Raw genomic sequence first — 18022 nt, forward strand, 5'->3', positions numbered from 1 at the left:
TCATGCAATCCGCTGTGAAAGCGACGTTGAGTCCCTACGTCGCCGTCGACCGCGACTGGTGGCGAGGTGCCGTGATCTACCAGATCTATCCGCGCAGCTACCAGGACTCCAACGGCGACGGCATCGGCGACCTCAGGGGCATCATCCGCAGGCTGCCCTACATCGCAGCGCTCGGCGTCAATGCCATTTGGATCTCGCCGTTCTTCAAGTCGCCGATGAAGGATTTCGGCTACGACGTATCAGACTATTGCGACGTCGATCCGATGTTCGGCACGCTGGCCGATTTCGATGCCCTGACCGCCGAGGCGCACAGGCTCGGGCTCAAGGTGATGATCGACGAGGTGCTGTCGCATACCGCCGACATCCATCCGTGGTTCAGGGAAAGCCGCTCGAGCCGCACCAACCCGAAGGCGGACTGGTATGTCTGGGCCGACGCCAAGCCCGACGGCACGCCACCCAACAACTGGCTGTCGATCTTCGGCGGTTCGGCCTGGCAGTGGGACACCAGCCGCCAGCAATATTACCTGCATAATTTCCTGGCCGAGCAGCCCGATCTCAACTTCCACAGCCGCGCGGTCCAGGATGCGCTGCTCGATGTCACCCGCTTCTGGCTGGAGCGCGGCGTCGACGGCTTCCGCCTCGACACCATCAATTTCTACTTCCACAGCCAGGGCCTGGAGGACAATCCGCCGCTGCCGCCCGAACAGCGCAACGACCAGACTGCTCCTTCCGTAAACCCCTACAACTACCAGGACCATCTCTACGACAAGAGCCGCCCCGAAAACCTCGGCTTCCTCGAGCGCTTCCGCGCCTTGCTCGACGAATATCCGGCGACGGCGGCGGTCGGCGAAGTCGGCGATTCGCAGCGCGGACTGGAGGTGGTGGCGGCCTATACCGCCGGCAGCAAGCGCGTGCACATGTGCTATTCGTTCGACTTCCTGGCGCCCGAAAAGATCAGCGCGGCAAAGGTGCGTTCGGTGCTGGAAGCCTTTGGCAAGGTCGCCAGCGACGGCTGGTCGTGTTGGGCCTTTTCCAACCACGACGTGATGCGCACTGCCTCGCGCTGGGCGGCCGGCGAGGCCGACCAGACGGCTTATCTCAAGGTAATCTCGGCGCTGCTGATGTCGCTGCGCGGCTCGGTCTGTATCTACCAGGGCGAGGAACTCGGTCTTGGCGAAGCGGAATTGCAATTCGAGGATCTGCAGGACCCCTACGGCATCCGCTTCTGGCCGGAATTCAAGGGCCGCGACGGCTGCCGCACGCCGATGGTCTGGAATGGCGCCGACAGCAATGGCGGCTTCTCCAAGGCAAAGCCATGGCTGCCCGTGCCCGCCAAGCACCTTTCGCAAGCGGTCGATGTGCAGCAGGGCGACGACAGCTCGCTGTTCGAACATTACCGGCGCTTTCTTGCCTTCCGCCGTTTACATCCGGCGCTGGCCAAGGGCGATATCGACTTCATCGAAAGCGAGGGCGATACGGTCGCCTTCACGCGCCGCGAGGGCAATGAGCAGATCGTCTGCGCCTTCAATCTTGGCAGCCGACCGGCCGAAATCGATCTTGGCCGACGCTCGCTGCAGCCCTTGCCGGGGCACGGGTTTTCGGGACAGACTGCCGCCGGCTCTATCCGCCTCGGCGGCTACAGCGCCTGGTTCGGGCGTATCGACTGAGTTTGCAATTCACCGGAGGGTATCATGGCCGATGTCACGCTAAGGCAAGTGAAGAAATCATACGGCAATCTCAACATTCTCCACGGCATCGACCTCGACATAAAGTCGGGCGAGTTCATCGTCTTCGTCGGCCCTTCGGGCTGTGGCAAGTCGACCTTGCTGCGGTCGATCGCCGGACTTGAGGAAATCACCTCCGGCGAGCTCAAGATCGACGGCGAGGTGGTGAACGACGTGCCACCGTCGAAGCGCGGCATCGCCATGGTGTTCCAGTCCTATGCGCTCTATCCGCACATGACCGTCTACGACAACATGGCGTTCTCGATGAAGATCGGCAAGGAGAGCAAGGCCGAGATCGACAAGCGGGTGCGCCAGGCGGCGGAAATCCTGCAGCTGACCAAATACCTCGACCGCTTGCCCAAGGCGATGTCGGGCGGCCAGCGCCAGCGCGTCGCCATCGGCCGCGCCATCGTGCGTAACCCTAAGGTCTTCCTGTTCGACGAGCCGCTGTCGAACCTCGACGCGGCACTGCGGGTTGCCACCCGCATCGAGATCGCCAAGCTCAAGGAGTCGATGCCTGCTACGACGATGATCTACGTCACCCACGACCAGGTCGAGGCGATGACGCTGGCCGACCGCATCGTCGTGCTCAAGGAGGGCCACATCGAGCAGGTCGGCACGCCGATGGAGCTCTACAAGAGACCCGGCAATCTGTTCGTCGCCCAGTTCATCGGCTCGCCGGCCATGAACATCCTGCCGGCGACGATCGACAAATCAGGCGACCCGACCATCGTCAGTCATGTCGGCGGGCGCAAGGCGACGGTGCCGATCGCCACGCCGGCGTCCGCGAAGGGTGCTTCGGTCAGCTTCGGCGTGCGGCCGGAGGATCTGATGATCGCCACCGGCGCCGATTATCTTTTCGAGGGAACGGTGGATTATGTCGAGCAGCTCGGCGAGGTCCAGCTCGTCTATGTCGACATCGGCCGCGCCGACCTGCCGCTGGTGACCAAGCTGCCAGGCAATGCCGAAGTCAAGCGCGGCGCTGCGTTGCGGTTGAATGCCGATCCCGGCGACCTGCATATTTTCGACGCCGACGGACATTCCTTCACACTCCACATGGCGGAAGCAAAGGCAGCCTAACTACTGGATCAGGCAGTTTGGCGAAGGCAAAAACAAGAGCGGCGGGCAGAGCCCGCCGCTCTTGTGCATTGCATTCAGGTCGCTGTTAGCGGCCGAACAGGTTCCGGTCGCTGCCCTGCGGGGCGGACTTCTGTATGTCGCCCGAGGAATTGATCAGCTTGTAAACCAGCGAGCCGGTATTGCCTACCGAAGACGTCTGCGTGTTGTCGACGTTGACGGTCGCCTGCTTGTTGATGTCGGTTCCGCCAACTTTGTCGTTGCGGGCATAGGCGCTGCCGGCAGCAATCAAAAGTGCCGCAGCGGTGAGAACGATCTTCTTCATTTCAGTAATCCTGGATTCTCGTATCCCATCAGCGCGGCGGCCTCGGTCTTTGTGAAAGACAATGCCGCCGCTGCTGTTGGGATCGACATTAGTTGTTGCCGAAGAGGTTACGGTCGCTGCCATTGACGGGCTTCTCGTCAGCCGGAACCGGATTCTGCGCCGAAGCCGAATTCTGAATCGAAGCCGTGTACGAGCCGTTGTCGACCGCAGCGGCCGGCTGGTTGGCGCCGTTCGATCCAAAGTTGTCGCTGCCGGCAAAAGCGCTGCCGGAGACAGCCAGGATGGCGGCGGTGGCAAGAATGATCTTCTTCATTTCTAGTACTCCTGAATTTTTCAGATCCCGAGCGGCGGACTGGCCGCTTTGTCTTGTTGTTTGACCATGATCTTTTACGAAAACCGGTTTCCACTTCGGGATCATGGTCTGGGATCAGCTGTTAATTGTTGCCGAAAAGGTTGCGGTCGGCGCCCTGGTCGACGGGCTTTTCAGCGTGAGCCGACTTCTGAATGGAAGCCGTATACGAACTGTCGACCGAGGCGGTCGGCTGATTGGCGCCGTTGGACCCATAATGGTCGCTGCCAGCAAAGGCGCTGCCGGTGATGGCCAGAACGGCGACGGCAATAAGAGCAATCTTTTTCATTTTTGGAACTCCAGTATCTTTAGTTTTCCGTCCGTCTAGCGGCGTGTCTTGGGAGGAATTCGCGTCGTCCGGACAGCCCCGATGTGGGAAGGCCATCCGGCAGATTCCAATCACGAAGTTGTTCCGTGTGGACCAAGAATCTACACCTTGAAATTGTACCAGAGGCTTCTATCGTCATTGCTTTCTGTTTTGTTTTCAAAGGTTTAGGACAAAGAGGCTAATCGACCATTTGACGGATTGCCGGACCTGCGTTCACAGCGTCATGCACGCATTGTCAACAGAAACGAACCGTTCGGTTCGATTTTAGAAGCGGCTTAAAAAGCCGGTGCTGAGTTGTTGTCGAATCGTTAACCATTTCGGCGCCCTGCAATGGTCAATCCGGCACGCTTTCAGGACCGGCAGCGCTCGCAGCAGGCGCAAAGTTCACCTTCCTCAAATCCCGGCCCACAGGTTTCGCCGGCAGTGTCGCGCCGCATGGATACGATGTCGCTTTCATGCGGACAGTCAGCCGGCCGTCATGATTAGATCACGCCATCTCAGGTGCCGCTTGGTGACGACGAAGCGGAGAATTGGGAAGCCGGTCAGAACCCGGCGCTGCCCCCGCAACGGTGGTGGAGTTCAAGTCGCAACGGGAGACCACTGGGCCCAAGCCTGGGAAGGTGTCGCGATGGTCCGCAAGGACACTCCAGAGCCCGGAAACCAGCCCGAGATTTCTAGACTCGACTGATCGCGGTGGGCGGTCAAGAGGTGGATAGTGCATGCCCGGCCCTGTCGCCGGCTTGCGGCCGATCCTCCCTCCATCACCACCAGTTCAGTCTTTGGAGCGACATGCGTCCATTTGGACGCACAACGTACGCTCCAAGACTTTGAATTGCGCATCGTGCTTTCCGAAATCGATTCCGATTTCGGGCCGATGCGACGGCTATGAGGACAGGACATGGATGCGCGCAACGACATGCTGAGGCTCTTGCACGGCCGCAGGGAAGGCTACTCGCTCGAGCAGCCCTTCTACACCGATCCCGATTTCTTCAAGCTCGACATGGAGCTGATCTGGTATCGCGACTGGCTGTTCATCGGCCACGATTGCGAGTTGCCGAAGCCGGGCAGCTACATCACCGCGCAGATCGGCGACTATCCGGTCGTGCTGGTCCGCGACCAGCAAGGCAAGATCAACGCCTTCCACAATTCCTGCCGGCATCGCGGCAGCCGCGTCTGCAACGCCGACAAGGGTACGGCGGCGAAGCTCGTCTGCCCCTATCACCAATGGACCTACGAGCTGGACGGCAGGCTCTTGTTCGCGAGGCAGATGGCGGACGGCTTCGACAAGAGCCAGTTCAGCCTGAAGCCGGTGGCTTGCGAAAGCATCAGTGGCTACATCTTCATCTGCCTGGCCAAGGAGCCCGCCGATTTCGCGCCGATGCGCGCCATGATCGAGCCTTACCTCCTGCCGCACCGGCTGCGCGAGGCAAAAATCGCCTTCGAATCGACCATCGTCGAGAAGGGCAACTGGAAGCTCGTCTGGGAGAACAACCGCGAGTGCTACCATTGCGCCGGCAACCATCCGGAACTGTGCAAGACATTCCCGGAAGCGCCGACCGTCACCGGCGTGCAGGGCGCCGACAGCGATCCGGAGATGCTCGCGCACTGGGCGAAATGCGAGGCGGCGGGCCTGCCGAGCAAGTTCCGCATCGATCCGGCCGGGCAGTATCGCGCCACCCGCGCCCCGCTGCTGCGCGATGCCGTTAGCTACACGATGACGGGAAGACGTGCGGTGAAGAAGAACCTCTCCGACGACGTTTCGACCGACGGTATCGGCTCGCTGCTGCTCTATCACTATCCGACGACCTGGAACCATATCCTCGGCGATCATGCGGTCACCTTCCGCGTGCTGCCGATCAGTGCCACGGAAACGGCCGTCACCACCAAATGGCTTGTCCACAAGGACGCGGTCGAAGGCGTCGACTACGACCTCGCCGATCTCACCCATGTCTGGACCGAGACCAACGACCAGGACCGCCGCATCGTTGAGGAAAACGCCTTCGGCATCCTGTCGCCGGCCTATGAGCCCGGCCCCTATTCGGAACTGCATGAGGGCGGCGTCATCCAGTTCGTCGAATGGTACGCCTCCTTCATCGGGCCGCGCCTTGCCGAGGGCGGGCGGCCGGCGTTGCGCAGCGTCGCCTGAGCGAGGCCAAGGGGATGAATACGATGACGGACCTCGGCCTCTACCGCCATCTCGACGAGATGGCGCCCTGGAACGACAGGCTCCAGGTGCTGGAAGTCATCGGCGTCAGTGACGAGGCGCCTGACGTGAAGACCTTCACCTTCCGCTCCGACAACCAGACCTGGTTCCGCTACAGACCGGGGCAGTTCGTGACGCTGGAACTGCCGACCACCGAGGGCCCGTTGATGCGGACCTATACGCTGTCGTCCTCGCCGTCGCGGCCGTTCTCGATCGCGGTGACGGTGAAAGCACAGCCCGGCAGCCTCGGCACACGCTGGATGTTCGACAATCTGAAGCCCGGTGTTCACGTGAAGGCCTATGGGCCGTCGGGCAACTTTTCGCTGCACAGCCATCCCGCGGCCAGATATCTGTTCATTTCGGCCGGCTCCGGCGTGACTCCGATGATGTCGATGCTGCGCTGGCTGAACGATTGCGCGCCCTGGACAGATGTCGGCTTCGTCAACTGCGCGCGAAAGCCCGAGGAGATCATCTTCCGCAAGGAGCTCGAATTGCTCGGCAGCCGCATGCCGGGCCTGACGCTCGGCTTCATGATCGAGGAGCGGTCCAGCCGCGAGGGCTGGTTCGGCCATATGGGCCGGATCGACGCGATACGGCTGCCGCTGCTGGCGCCCGATTTTCGCGAGCGCGAAATTTTCTGCTGCGGCCCCGACCCGTTCATGCGCGCCGTGCGGCAGATGCTGGAGGCGGCCGGCTTCGACATGGCCAACTATCATCAGGAAAGCTTTGCGGCCCCAGGGGTGGAGGAAATACCGGCCCCGTTCGGTTCGCCGGCAGAGGGTGGGCCGGCAGAGGGCGGGGTCGAGATACCTACTGAGGCCGCAACGCCGATCCGCTTTTCGCTTTCGGATGTCGATGCCGACTGCGTTGCCGGCCAGACCGTGCTGCAGACGGCGCGCGCTTCGGGCGTACGAATTCCCGCAGCCTGCGAGTTCGGCCTGTGCGGAACCTGCAAGGTGAAAAAGGTCTCGGGCACAGTCGAGATGAGCCACAATGGCGGCATCCTCGATCACGAGATCGACGACGGCTTCATCCTTGCCTGCTGTTCGAAGCCGCTGACGGCGATCGAGATCGACGCCTAACCGGCGGGGAGCTTAAACCCCGTAACGCTCGGTGCGGATGAGGCTTGCCGGAACGCCGGCATCGATCAGCGCCTGGGCGGCGGCCGACACGAAGGCATTCGAGCCGCAGACAAAGACTAACCTTGGCGGCGCGGGCAGCCGCGCCATCGATTGCTCCATCATCGCGGCATCGACCCGCCGCGAATAGTCCGCCGGGCGCCGGGCCGGCTCGCGAGTCAGCGCCAACACCAGATCGAAGCCGTCCCGGCGATCATGGAAGTCGATCAGTTCGTCGCGAAAGATCACCTCGTCCCAGATCCGTGCGGAAAACACCAACGCCGCGGGCACCGTTGATTTGCGCGCGGCGCGATGGCGGACCATCGCCATCAGCGGAACCACGCCGGACCCGCCGCCGACCAGCAGAAGCGGGCCGCCGTCGCTGTCGGACCAGACGAAGTGGCCGCCGAGCGGTCCGCGCAGTTCGACCTCATCGCCGACCGCAGCGATATCGTGAAAGAAGGGTGAGATCTCGCCATCATCGAGCCTTTCGATCGCCAGTTCGATCGTCTCGCCGGCTTCCGGCGCCGAGGCGATGGAGTAGGAGCGGCGCGCCTGATAGCCGTCCGGCGCCGTCAGCCTGACATCGACATGCTGCCCGGCACGATAGGCGAAGGGCCGCGACGGCTGGAGGAAAAAACTGGTGACGCGCGGCGTGCGCTTTTCGATGCGGCTGATGGTGACCGTCTGCCAAGGCGACTGCGCCGCCGGCCCGTCGCTCATGGATCGCCCGTATAGCGCTGCTCGCGCCACGGGTCGCCATAGATGTGATAGCCGCGCAGCTCCCAGAACCCGGGCTCGTCGCGCTCGGTGAACTGCAGCCCGTTCAGCCATTTGGCCGACTTCCAGAAATAGAGATGCGGAACCAGCAGCCGCGCTGGGCCGCCATGGTCCGGCGTGATCGGCTTGCCTTCGTAAAGCAGTGCCACCATCGCCTTGCCGGCGGTGAGATCCTTCGTCGGCACGTTGGTGGTGTAGCCGTCGAACGACAGTGCCAGCGTGAAGCCGGTCGGCGGCTCGATGCCGGCATCCGTCAGAATATCGTCGACCAGCACGCCTTGCCACGCCGTGTCGAACTTGGTCCATGCGGTCACGCAATGGATGTCGCGGGTCATCTTGGTCAAAGGCAGCGCGTTGAACTCTGTCCAGTTCCACTTCTTGATCGGCCGCGGTCCGTGCTTGAGCGTGAACGACCAGTCCTCGGTGCTCACGCGCGGCGTCGGCCCGGCCGACAGCACCGGAAACCCTTGCTCGAGATACTGCCCCGGCGGGATACGCGCATCCGTATCCGTCGGAGGCTTTCGTCCTGAAAAGAAGCCGCGGGTGACCATCGGGAAATCCGTTTAAATCAGGCCGCCTGTCGGCCTTCACCAGTCTTCTCGAAGATGCTCTGGCGGGCAACCATAATTTTGGCTGCAACCTCGCGGCAATGCGCCGCTTCAGCCACTGGCGAAGGGCACGGCGACGAACATCTGCGCGTCGCCGCGTTCGACGAGCAGGAGCACGGACTTCTTCCCGACCTGCGCAATCGCCTGGTCCGCCTGCCTGGCGTTCCGCACCGGCGCCTGATTGACGGCGACGATGATGTCGCCGGGCTGCATACCGGAAGCCGAGGCCGTCTTGTCAGGATTGACGCTCTCGACCAGCGCGCCGCGCTGGTTGTGCGTCAGATTCATCGCTTGTCGGACATTAGGAGTGACGTCCATCAGGCCGAGGCCGATCGCAGGAGCACGAAGGCCCTGCTGTGCGGACGGTGTGTCTGAGTCGCCCACCGATGCCGTCTGCACTTCGTCTGCATTGCCTCGCCTGGCAGGCAGCCGACCGGATCGACAGCCCCGCATCTAGGGCGGAGATCGCGGTTTCTAGATGATATTACGAAGATTTAATCTAACGGGTCGGTGTCGCCCGCTCGCCTGATGCGTGGCTGGAGTCGAACCCTGATGAAGGGAGGTAGCGCACGACCTGAAACAAAAAACCCACCTTGCGGCGGGTTGGCGCGATCAGCACCATGCGGAAATTGATAACATAGCTGCCGGCACAAAGCAAGAACAAACTTGCTGACAGGGAATCACGAGCTCGCATATCTTCCCGCCTCTATCCTGCCGGTCATCGAAGCCTCCTATGCGCCGATCCCGTCTGTCCGCCTGAGATAGCCGCTGGCGATTTCGCGCATGCGTCTGGCGTCGAAGCTCGGGCCATGGCCGCCATGGCCGATGCGGATCGGCAGGTCGAGCAGCTGCTGCATGGTGCGGCGGTAAGCGCGCCTGTCGGAGTCCGGCAGGTCGTCGATCAGGATGGCGTCGTAGATGGCGTCACCGGCGAAGAACAGGCCGTCGGCCTCATCGAACAGCGCGATCGAATCGGGCGAATGGCCGGGCAGATACAGCACGCGGAATTGCCGGTCGCCGAGATCGACCAGATCGCCCTCGTCGAGTGTCCGCGTCAGCGGCGCCGGCGGAATCTTGTAATCGACCGCTTTCCAGCCTGGCGCCGGCAGCTTCGAGACGCGCCGTCGAGATCATGAAACATGTGGGCGTAGGTGACGGCGTCGTCCATGCTGTCGAATTGCGCGGCACTCATCCTGGGCCCTGCCCGCAGCGGGAATTCGTGCAGCGAGCCGACATGGTCGAGATGGATGTGGGTGGCGACGACGAGCAGCGGCTTGCCATCGGGCGTGTCGATCTCCGGCGCCAGCGGGCGGATGCCCATGCCGGTGTCGACAAGCAGGTCGAGGTCGCGGCCGCGCAGATGCCAGATGTTGGCGCGCACGAAATCATGCACGAACGGCTCGGTCAGCATCGTCGTATCGGCGTCGATGACGGTCTTGCTGAACCAGTCAAGCATCAGAAGAGACCCGGCATCAGGAGAGACCCGGCATCAGACAAACGGTTTTCCAACCTTATATTTTTCGGGGACCAGCCGCTTCAGATAGGCCATTCCCGCATCGGAGAGCTGGTTGACTTCAGGCAGCATGAAATCGTCGGGCATGTGACGGGTCTTGCCGGCAACGTTTTTCAGCGGCACCTTGTTCAGCACGGTTTTCTCGCCGTCATATTGCAGCGCCACCGAGCCGCCGCCCTGTTCGGCGACAGCGACCGCAAAGACGCCGGCATCGAAGGCTTCCTGCGCATCGACGGCGTTGATGGCGCCGACATAGCCGCGCGGCATGTAGCCGAGCGCATCGACTCGCGCCCGCTTGCCCGGCAATCCTTCGGCCAGGGCGCGCTCGAGGGCGGCCGGCAGGTCGCTGCCCGACAGCTTGACGTTGCCATGCGCATCGCGCTCCAGTTTGTCCGGCGGCACAAGGCTTTCGACCAGCGCCTTGCCGTCGGCGGTGCTGACGCCTTCGGACACGGCGACGATGCAGCGCTTGTGGCGGTCAAGCGTGGCGCGAACATCGTCGATGAAGGCCGCGGCCGAGAACGGGCGCTCCGGCACATAGACGAGATGCGGGCCGCTGTCGGGATCAAGCTGCCATGCGGCGGCGGCGGCGGTGAGGAAACCGGCATGCCGCCCCATGACGATGCCGACATAGATGCCGGGCAGAGCACGGAAGTCGAGGTCGACCGAGAGAAAGGCGCCGGCGACGAACTCGGCTGCCGAAATGAAGCCGGGCGTGTGGTCGTTCTCCTCTAGATCGTTGTCGATGGTTTTCGGCGCATGGACGAAAGCCATCTTGCCACCGGCGGCGTCGGTCAGGATCTGCTGCGTGCCCGACGTGTCGTTGCCGCCGATATAGATGAAGGCGTCGGCGCCGGCTTTCTTCAGGCCGTTGAGGATGATCTCGCAATAGGCGTCATCCGGCTTGTCGCGGGTCGAGCCAAGCGCGGCGCTCGGCGTTGCCGCAATCAGCCGCAGCCGATCCTCCGGAATGGCTGAGAGATCGACATAGTTGCCGTCACGAATGCCACGCACGCCATGGATCGAGCCCAGGACCTTGGCGCCGGGATGCCGCTTGCGGATTTCGAGCGCGGCGCCCACCATCGTTTGGTTGATGACGGCGGTCGGACCGCCGCCTTGCGCGATCACAAAAGTTCCGGACATGCTTCACGTCTCCCGAGCAGTGGCTTTGCAGGCACATTCGCCTGTCTTGCGAGATCGCGCAACGGGAGAGTCGAGCAGCCGCGCCGGCCGCGCTATCAGGTCAGACGACGACCGGGAGAGTCAGACGACGACGACCGGGTTCTTCCTCGACACGCGGCTGTAGAGGTCTATGACGTCCTGGTTGATCAGGCGAACGCAGCCCGAGGACATCGCCTGGCCGATGCTCCACCATTCGGGCGAGCCGTGGATGCGGTAGCCGGTGTCCTGGCCGTTCTGGTAGATGTACAGCGCGCGCGCGCCGAGTGGGTTGTCGAGGCCGCCGGGCTGCCCGGCCTGCCATTTCACCAGTTCCGGCTTGCGGGCGATCATCTCGGCCGGCGGCCTCCAAGTCGGCCATTCCTTGCCGTACTGGATGTTGGCGCGGCCGGACCAGCGGAAGCCTTCCTTGCCGATGCCGACGCCGTAACGGATCGCGTCACCGCCGGGCTGCACCAGATAGAGCAGCCGCTCCTGAGAATGGACGACGATGGTGCCGGGCTGCTCGCCGGTCGGGTCGACGACGATCTGGCGGCGGAACTCCGGCTTGACCTTGAGGTAGGGCACTTCCGGCAGCGTGAAGCCGCCGTCGGTGACGGAGGCATACATCACACCAGGGCTGGTGATGTTCTTATCGACGCTGATGCTCGGGCGGATGGGGGTGATCGCGCCGGTTGTGACGCCGTCGAGTTGCAGCGCCGACAGGTCGAGCGTCTGGCTGCAGCCGGCGACGCCGAGCAACGCCATGGCACCGGCGCCGGACAACACCGCGCGGCGGGAAAGCTGGTTTTCGGAAATTTCGATGTCGATGGCGTCGCCGCCGTACGGCGACGTCAGACCTCGCGTCAACTCACGCATCTACCCAAACCCTACGCTGTCGGCGGGAAACACGGTCCCGGCCGGATAGGATGCATTTTCACCAATCATAGTTGAAAAAGCGTGAAGACATCTTGCCTACCTTAACCTCCTGGCCGAGCCGTCGCGCCGCACATTTTCGATGCAGCCCCTTTACATCTTTGCGAGCCCAAGGATTTATCCTCTTCTTTGAGCTCAAGGAGACGAACATGTCCTTCGAAAACTGGGCCGCCTTTGCCGCCGCCTCGACGATCCTTCTTGTCATTCCCGGCCCGACCATCCTTCTGGTCGTGTCCTATGCGCTCGGTCAGGGCTGGCGCACCGCGCTGCCGATGGCGGTTGGCGTGGCGTTTGGCGATTTTACGGCGATGACGCTGTCGATGCTGGGCATAGGCGCACTGCTGGCGGCGTCGGCCACCGTGTTCACCGTGCTGAAGGTGATCGGCGCCGGCTATCTGATCTATCTCGGCGTAAAGCTGTTTCGCGCCGGTGGCACGCTCAAGGCCGAGCCGCGCCTGGACGCGGTGTCCTCGGCCAAGATGATGGCGCATGCCTGGCTGGTCACCGCGCTCAACCCGAAAAGCATCACCTTCTTCGTCGCCTTCCTGCCGCAGTTCCTCGACCGGCACGCCGATTTCTGGACGCAGATGCTGATCTTCGAAACGACCTTCCTGGCGCTCGCCTTCGCCAATGCCTTCGGCTACGCGCTGATCGCGGCAAGGGCGCGCAACGTCGTGCGTAATCCCCGGGCGATCCGCATCTTCAACCGCACCGGCGGCACGCTGCTGGTCGGCGCCGGCATCGCCACGGTGGCGATGCGCTCGGGCAATTGAGGACATGACATGGCAGTCAGGGATGCATTCGGCCTGACGTTTTCGGGCGCGACCGAGGCCGGGTTCTCGTCCTACAGCCAGGCCGTGCGCGAACTGCAGTGCTTCATCGGCGATCCGATCGCCTCGGTCGACTGCGCCATCGCCGAGGATCCCGGCTTCGTCATGGCGCATGTGTTCAAGGGCTATCTCTTCGGCCTCGCCACCGAACGCGAAGCAACGGCCGTGGCCAGGACATGCCACGAGGCGGCACTGCCGCTTGCCGCCACGTCGCGCGAACAGGCGCATGTCGCAGCACTTGGCCATCTTGCCGGAGGACACTGGCATGAAGCCGCCCGTCTGCTCGAGGAGATCGCCATCGACTTCCCGCTCGACGCGCTGGCGCTGCAGACCGGGCACCAGATTGATTTCTTCACCGGCAATGCCCGTATGTTGCGCGACCGCATCGGCCGCGCGCTGCCGTCGTGGCAGAGCGGCATGCCGGGATACCACGCCATACTCGGCATGCAGGCGTTCGGGCTGGAGGAGATGGGCGACTATGCGCGCGCCGAAAAGCTTGGCCGCGCAGCAGTCGACATCGAGCCGCGCGACGGCTGGGCGCAGCACGCCGTCGCTCATGTCATGGAAATGCAGAGCCGGCAAAGGGACGGCATCGCATGGATGCGCGCCAACCCGGAAGCGTGGACGCTGGAAAGCTTCCTGCAGGTGCATAATTGGTGGCATCTGGCGCTGTTCCACTACGATCTCGGCGAGACCGGCGAGGTGCTGGCGCTCTATGACGGCCCGATCTACGGCGAGCGCTCGACGCTGGCGCTCAACATGGTCGATGCCTCGGCTATCCTGTGGCGACTGCATCTCGGCGGCATCGATGTCGGCGCCCGCTGGGCAGCACTTGCCGCCAACTGGGCCAAGGCCGGCGCCGGCAACTATGCCTTCAACGATGCCCATGCAATGATGGCTTTCGTCGGCGCCGGCCAAGAAGCGCCGGTTCGCACCTTGCTCGAGGCGCAGCGCGAGGCCATGCATGGCAACGACGACAACGCCGCTTTCACCCGGGATGTCGGCCATCCCCCTCACGCTCGCCATCAAGGCATTCGGCGATGGCAACTACACCGAGACGGTGGGCCTGATCCGGCCAATCCGGGTGATCGCCCACCGCTTCGGCGGCAGCCACGCGCAACGCGACGTCATCGACCTGACGCTGATCGAGGCGGCGCTGCGTTCCGGCGACCATGCGCTGGCACGGGCGCTTGCCGCGGAACGCGCGCTGGCGCGGCCGGACAGCCCGCTGTCGGCGCTGCTTTCGCGGCGGGCTGCCGATTTGTCGGAGAATTGACCGGAGGCGGATCTTGTCTTAAAAACTGCCAAGTCAGATTTTTTCGAGATCCGAAAAAATTAATGGCAGTGGGAGGACACCATGTATCTCGGCCTCGATCTTGGCACGTCGGGCGTCAAGGCGCTTTTGATCGATGCCGGGCAGACCATCATCGGCTCCGGCCACGCGTCGCTCGACGTGTCGCGGCCGCATCCCGGCTGGTCCGAGCAGAACCCCACCGAGTGGATCCGCGCCTGCGAGGACGCGATCGCCGAGCTCAAGGTTTCCCATTCGAAAGAACTTGCCGCGGTCAAAGGCATAGGCCTCTCCGGCCAGATGCACGGCGCCACCTTGCTCGATGCCGGCGACCAGGTGCTGCGCCCCTGCATCCTCTGGAACGACACGCGCAGCCATGCCGAGGCGGCCAAGCTCGACGCCGATCCGCGTTTTCGCAAGCTCACCGGCAACATCGTCTTCCCCGGTTTCACCGCACCAAAACTGGTCTGGGTGAAAAACAACGAGCCGGATATTTTCGACAAAGTGGCGAAGGTCCTGCTGCCGAAGGATTTCCTGCGGCTCTGGCTCTCCGGCGAGCATATTTCTGAGATGTCGGACTCGGCAGGCACGTCCTGGCTCGATGTCGGCAAGCGAGACTGGTCAACCGACCTGCTTTCCGCGACGTCGCTCGATGAAGGGCAGATGCCGTCGCTGGTCGAAGGCACTGAGAAGGCCGGCGCCTTGCGCAGCGAATTGGCCTCGAAATGGGGGATGCAGGCCGGCATCCCGATCGCCGGCGGCGCCGGCGACAATGCGGCCTCGGCCTGCGGCATGGGCACGGTGGCAGCCGGCCAGGCCTTCGTCTCGCTTGGCACGTCAGGCGTGCTGTTCGCCGCCAATGCGTCTTATCTGCCAAACCCGGAAAGCGCGGTGCACACGTTCTGCCACGCGCTGCCCGACACCTGGCACCAGATGGGCGTCATCCTGTCGGCAACCGATTCGGTCAACTGGCTGTCGGAGATATCAGGGAAAGGCGCCGGCGAGCTGACCGCCGAGCTCGGCGATACGCTGAAGGCGCCGACCGGCGTGTCCTTCCTGCCCTATCTCTCCGGCGAGCGCACGCCCCACAATGATTCGGCCATTCGCGGCTCGTTTACTGGGCTTGCGCATGAATCGAGCCGCGCCGTGTTGACCCAGGCCGTGCTGGAGGGCGTGGCTTTCGCCTTTCGCGACAGTCTCGAAGCCCTGGCCAAGGCCGGCACGACGCTGACACGAGTGACGGCGATCGGCGGCGGCTCGCGCTCGCGCTATTGGCTGAAGGCAATCGCCACCGCGCTCGGCCTGCCCGTCGACATCCCGGCCGATGGCGATTTCGGCGCTGCCTTCGGTGCGTCCCGGCTCGGCATGATCGCGGCGACGGGCGCCGATCCGCTCAGAGTGTGCACGGCGCCAGCCACCGATGCCACCATCGAACCGGTCGCCGCGCTAAGCAACGCCTATGCGGATGCTTATCAGCGCTATCGCTTGCTTTACCCAGCCATCAAGGCTGCGACCGCATGAGCGAGGGTTTAGCCGCCTCTAGCCTGCCGGCCATCTCCCCCTCAAGGGTATGGCTATGGCTTTTAGGCAAGCGCCCCCTCACCCGGATTGCCAACCGAATTGCGAAGAGCAATTCGGGGCAATTCGACCTCTCCCCGGGGGGAGAGGAGATCGCCGACCTTGGCGCCAGCCTCTTCTCCCCAGCGGGGAGAAGGTGGCCGCGAAGCGGCCGGATGAGGGGGCTGCCCTTGAGGGGGCTGCCCTTGAGGGGGAGATGGCCGGCAGGCCAGAGGGGGGTGTGTCGCCCCCGTCTCGCCACGAAGTCTTCATTGTGCCGGAACCTTGTCGAGAAAGCCGGTGACGCTTTTCAGGCGGCCATTCTCCATGACGCCGATGTCGGTGCCTTCGATAACGGAATCAGTGCCTTCCGGCCCGAGATTCCACGAGAAGCGGATCGTGTCGCCAAACCCGTCCGGCTTGCCCTTCAGCGAGAACCGGAAGCCGGCAAAACGTTTTTGGACACCATCGATGAGCGCGGCGATGCCATCATGGCCGTCGCCCTGCACGATCGGGTCACGATAGCTGACGTCTTCGGTGAAGGTCGCCTTGAGCAAGGCAGTCCGGCGCGCGGCCTCGCTCTCGTTCCAGGCGGCGATGTAGTTTTCGGCGATCGTGTTGAGGTCGGTCATGGTCTGTCTCCTTTGTTGAGTGGCTTTGACATGACCGTTTTCATCCAGCGCCAGCGCGAAACCAATTACGCCTGAGGTAATCAGGACAGAACCATGCGAGAGGACAGACAATCATGACCAGTGGGTTTTTCGGCGACATCCAAAAGATCAAATACGAGGGGCCAGATTCGACCAATCCGCTGGCCTACCGCTTCTACAATCCCGATGAAATTGTCGCCGGCAAGCGGCTGGAAGACCATCTGCGCTTTGCCGTCGCCTACTGGCATTCGTTCGCCTGGCCGGGCGGAGATCCGTTCGGCGGCCAGACTTTCGATCGGCCGTGGTTTGCCAAGGCTGGCGGCACCGACACGATGGAACTGGCCAAGCTCAAGGCCGATGTCGCCTTCGAGATGTTTGCGCTGCTCGGCGCACCCTACTTCTGCTTCCACGATGCCGATGTGCGGCCGGAAGGAAAAGATTTTTCCGAAAGTGCCGCGCGCCTCGACGAGATATCAGATTATTTTGCGACGAAGATGAAGCAGACCGGCGTCAAGCTGCTTTGGGGCACGGCCAACCTGTTCTCCAACCGCCGCTTCATGTCGGGCGCCGCCACCAATCCCGATCCGGACGTGTTTGCCTATGCGGCAGCGACGGTGAAGCACTGCATCGACGTCACCAAGCGGCTGAAGGGCGAGAACTATGTGCTGTGGGGCGGACGCGAGGGCTATGAGACGCTGCTCAACACCGACCTTGCCCGCGAGCAGGAGCAGGCCGGTCGCTTCCTCAACCTGGTCGTCGACTACAAGCACCGGATCGGCTTCAAGGGCACCATCCTGATCGAGCCGAAGCCGCAGGAGCCGACAAAGCACCAGTACGACTATGACGTCGCCACGGTCTACGGCTTCCTGAAACGCTTCGGCTTGGAGAAGGAGGTCAAGCTCAACATCGAGCAGGGCCATGCGATCCTGGCCGGCCATTCCTTCGAGCATGAGCTGGCGCTGGCCAATGCGCTCGGCATCTTCGGCTCGATCGACATGAACCGCAACGACTACCAGTCGGGCTGGGACACCGACCAGTTCCCCAACAACGTGCCGGAGATGACGCTTGCCTATTACCAGGTCTTGCAGGCCGGCGGCTTCAAGTCCGGCGGCACCAATTTCGATGCCAAGCTGCGCCGGCAATCGCTCGATCCGCAGGATCTGCTGATTGGCCATATCGGCGGCATGGATTGCTGTGCACGCGGCCTCAAGGCCGCCGCCCGCATGGTCGAGGACAAGGCGCTATCCGCCCCGCTGGCCGAGCGCTATGCCGGCTGGAACTCCGCCGAGGCCAAGGCGATGCTTGCCGGCAAGCGGACGCTGGAGGAGATCGCCGAGCGCGTCGTCAAGAAGAAGATCGAGCCGCAGCCCAGATCCGGCCGCCAGGAACTGCTCGAGAATATCGTCAACCGGTACGTCTGAGGTGTCGCACCGGCGGGTCTTTGACCGATCCGCCTGCCCGGAACAGCTTTGCGCGAAGGCGGAACCGATGACAAGGTTTTGCCTCGCACCGCCCCTCAATCGCCTCGCTCTTGCCTTCAAACAGCCGTCACGAATCCGGTATAGTGTGGTTCGT

At 63.1% G+C, this 18022-nt stretch carries 16 protein-coding genes, 2 pseudogenes and 1 riboswitch; of the genes and pseudogenes, 8 read left to right on the plus strand and 10 right to left on the minus strand.

Going from position 1 to position 18022, the window contains the following annotated elements:
- Nucleotides 1-2 precede the first annotated feature (2 nt).
- Both bglA and AC0NIE_RS02055 read left to right on the plus strand, forming a co-directional pair.
- The gene (gene bglA, locus AC0NIE_RS02050) at nt 3-1667 is read left to right on the plus strand and encodes a beta-galactosidase BglA (protein WP_473484365.1); all 1665 of its coding nucleotides are present in this window, start codon (nt 3-5) and stop codon (nt 1665-1667) included.
- Nucleotides 1668-1691: 24 nt separating this feature from the next.
- The gene (locus AC0NIE_RS02055; protein ID WP_473484367.1) at nt 1692-2804 is read left to right on the plus strand and encodes an ABC transporter ATP-binding protein; all 1113 of its coding nucleotides are present in this window, start codon (nt 1692-1694) and stop codon (nt 2802-2804) included.
- 85 nt (nt 2805-2889) lie between these two features.
- On the opposite strand, the gene AC0NIE_RS02060 is transcribed toward AC0NIE_RS02055, so the two are convergent.
- The 3 genes from AC0NIE_RS02060 to AC0NIE_RS02070 all read right to left on the minus strand — a co-directional run bounded on the left by AC0NIE_RS02060 (nt 2890) and on the right by AC0NIE_RS02070 (nt 3764).
- Nucleotides 2890-3249, minus strand: a complete 360-nt coding sequence (locus tag AC0NIE_RS02060; RefSeq protein WP_473484369.1) for a DUF680 domain-containing protein — start codon at nt 3247-3249, stop codon at nt 2890-2892.
- Nucleotides 3215-3439, minus strand: a complete 225-nt coding sequence (locus tag AC0NIE_RS02065) for a DUF680 domain-containing protein (protein ID WP_473484553.1) — start codon at nt 3437-3439, stop codon at nt 3215-3217. Before AC0NIE_RS02065 ends, AC0NIE_RS02060 begins: the two co-directional genes overlap by 35 nt.
- Nucleotides 3440-3560: 121 nt before the next feature.
- Nucleotides 3561-3764: a DUF680 domain-containing protein gene (locus AC0NIE_RS02070; protein ID WP_473484371.1), complete on the minus strand. Its 204-nt coding sequence runs from the start codon at nt 3762-3764 to the stop codon at nt 3561-3563.
- A 521-nt stretch (nt 3765-4285) separates the two neighbouring features.
- Nucleotides 4286-4486: riboswitch (cobalamin riboswitch) on the plus strand.
- Between the two features lie 215 nt (nt 4487-4701).
- Between AC0NIE_RS02070 and AC0NIE_RS02075 the strand changes: the two genes are divergently transcribed.
- Both AC0NIE_RS02075 and AC0NIE_RS02080 read left to right on the plus strand, forming a co-directional pair.
- Complete coding sequence (locus AC0NIE_RS02075; protein WP_473484373.1) at nt 4702-5949, plus strand: aromatic ring-hydroxylating oxygenase subunit alpha; 1248 nt, start codon at nt 4702-4704, stop codon at nt 5947-5949.
- Between the two features lie 23 nt (nt 5950-5972).
- Complete coding sequence (locus tag AC0NIE_RS02080) at nt 5973-7088, plus strand: FAD-binding oxidoreductase (protein ID WP_473484375.1); 1116 nt, start codon at nt 5973-5975, stop codon at nt 7086-7088.
- A gap of 12 nt (nt 7089-7100) precedes the next feature.
- On the opposite strand, the gene AC0NIE_RS02085 is transcribed toward AC0NIE_RS02080, so the two are convergent.
- From AC0NIE_RS02085 to AC0NIE_RS02110, 6 genes and pseudogenes are all read right to left on the minus strand, one after another.
- Complete coding sequence (locus AC0NIE_RS02085; protein WP_473484377.1) at nt 7101-7847, minus strand: FAD-binding oxidoreductase; 747 nt, start codon at nt 7845-7847, stop codon at nt 7101-7103.
- Nucleotides 7844-8455, minus strand: a complete 612-nt coding sequence (locus AC0NIE_RS02090) for a molybdopterin-dependent oxidoreductase (protein WP_473484379.1) — start codon at nt 8453-8455, stop codon at nt 7844-7846. Before AC0NIE_RS02090 ends, AC0NIE_RS02085 begins: the two co-directional genes overlap by 4 nt.
- Before the next feature lie 108 nt (nt 8456-8563).
- A complete protein-coding gene (locus AC0NIE_RS02095; protein WP_473484381.1) occupies nt 8564-8896 on the minus strand; it encodes a PDZ domain-containing protein in 333 nt (110 codons plus the stop codon).
- A 347-nt stretch (nt 8897-9243) separates the two neighbouring features.
- Nucleotides 9244-9968: pseudogene (locus tag AC0NIE_RS02100) on the minus strand (MBL fold metallo-hydrolase).
- A gap of 33 nt (nt 9969-10001) precedes the next feature.
- On the minus strand, nt 10002-11168 hold the full coding sequence (locus AC0NIE_RS02105; protein WP_473484383.1) for a diphosphate--fructose-6-phosphate 1-phosphotransferase: 1167 nt from the start codon (nt 11166-11168) through the stop codon (nt 10002-10004).
- Between the two features lie 120 nt (nt 11169-11288).
- The gene (locus AC0NIE_RS02110) at nt 11289-12062 is read right to left on the minus strand and encodes a L,D-transpeptidase (protein ID WP_473484385.1); all 774 of its coding nucleotides are present in this window, start codon (nt 12060-12062) and stop codon (nt 11289-11291) included.
- Between the two features lie 206 nt (nt 12063-12268).
- On the opposite strand from AC0NIE_RS02110, the gene AC0NIE_RS02115 reads away from it, so the two are divergent.
- The 3 genes and pseudogenes from AC0NIE_RS02115 (at nt 12269) to xylB (ending at nt 15761) form a co-directional block, all read left to right on the plus strand.
- Nucleotides 12269-12892: a LysE family translocator gene (locus AC0NIE_RS02115; protein ID WP_473484387.1), complete on the plus strand. Its 624-nt coding sequence runs from the start codon at nt 12269-12271 to the stop codon at nt 12890-12892.
- A gap of 9 nt (nt 12893-12901) precedes the next feature.
- Nucleotides 12902-14225 (plus strand): annotated as a pseudogene (locus tag AC0NIE_RS02120) (tetratricopeptide repeat protein).
- Between the two features lie 81 nt (nt 14226-14306).
- Nucleotides 14307-15761, plus strand: a complete 1455-nt coding sequence (gene xylB / locus AC0NIE_RS02125) for a xylulokinase (protein ID WP_473484388.1) — start codon at nt 14307-14309, stop codon at nt 15759-15761.
- Between the two features lie 305 nt (nt 15762-16066).
- Here xylB and AC0NIE_RS02130 read toward each other — a convergent pair whose 3' ends face one another.
- Nucleotides 16067-16429, minus strand: coding sequence for a nuclear transport factor 2 family protein (locus AC0NIE_RS02130; protein WP_473484390.1), 363 nt, complete (start codon nt 16427-16429; stop codon nt 16067-16069).
- A gap of 113 nt (nt 16430-16542) precedes the next feature.
- On the opposite strand from AC0NIE_RS02130, the gene xylA reads away from it, so the two are divergent.
- The gene (gene xylA, locus AC0NIE_RS02135; protein ID WP_473484392.1) at nt 16543-17868 is read left to right on the plus strand and encodes a xylose isomerase; all 1326 of its coding nucleotides are present in this window, start codon (nt 16543-16545) and stop codon (nt 17866-17868) included.
- Nucleotides 17869-18022: the final 154 nt, after the last annotated feature.

This window comes from Mesorhizobium sp. WSM4842 (assembly GCF_055901575.1).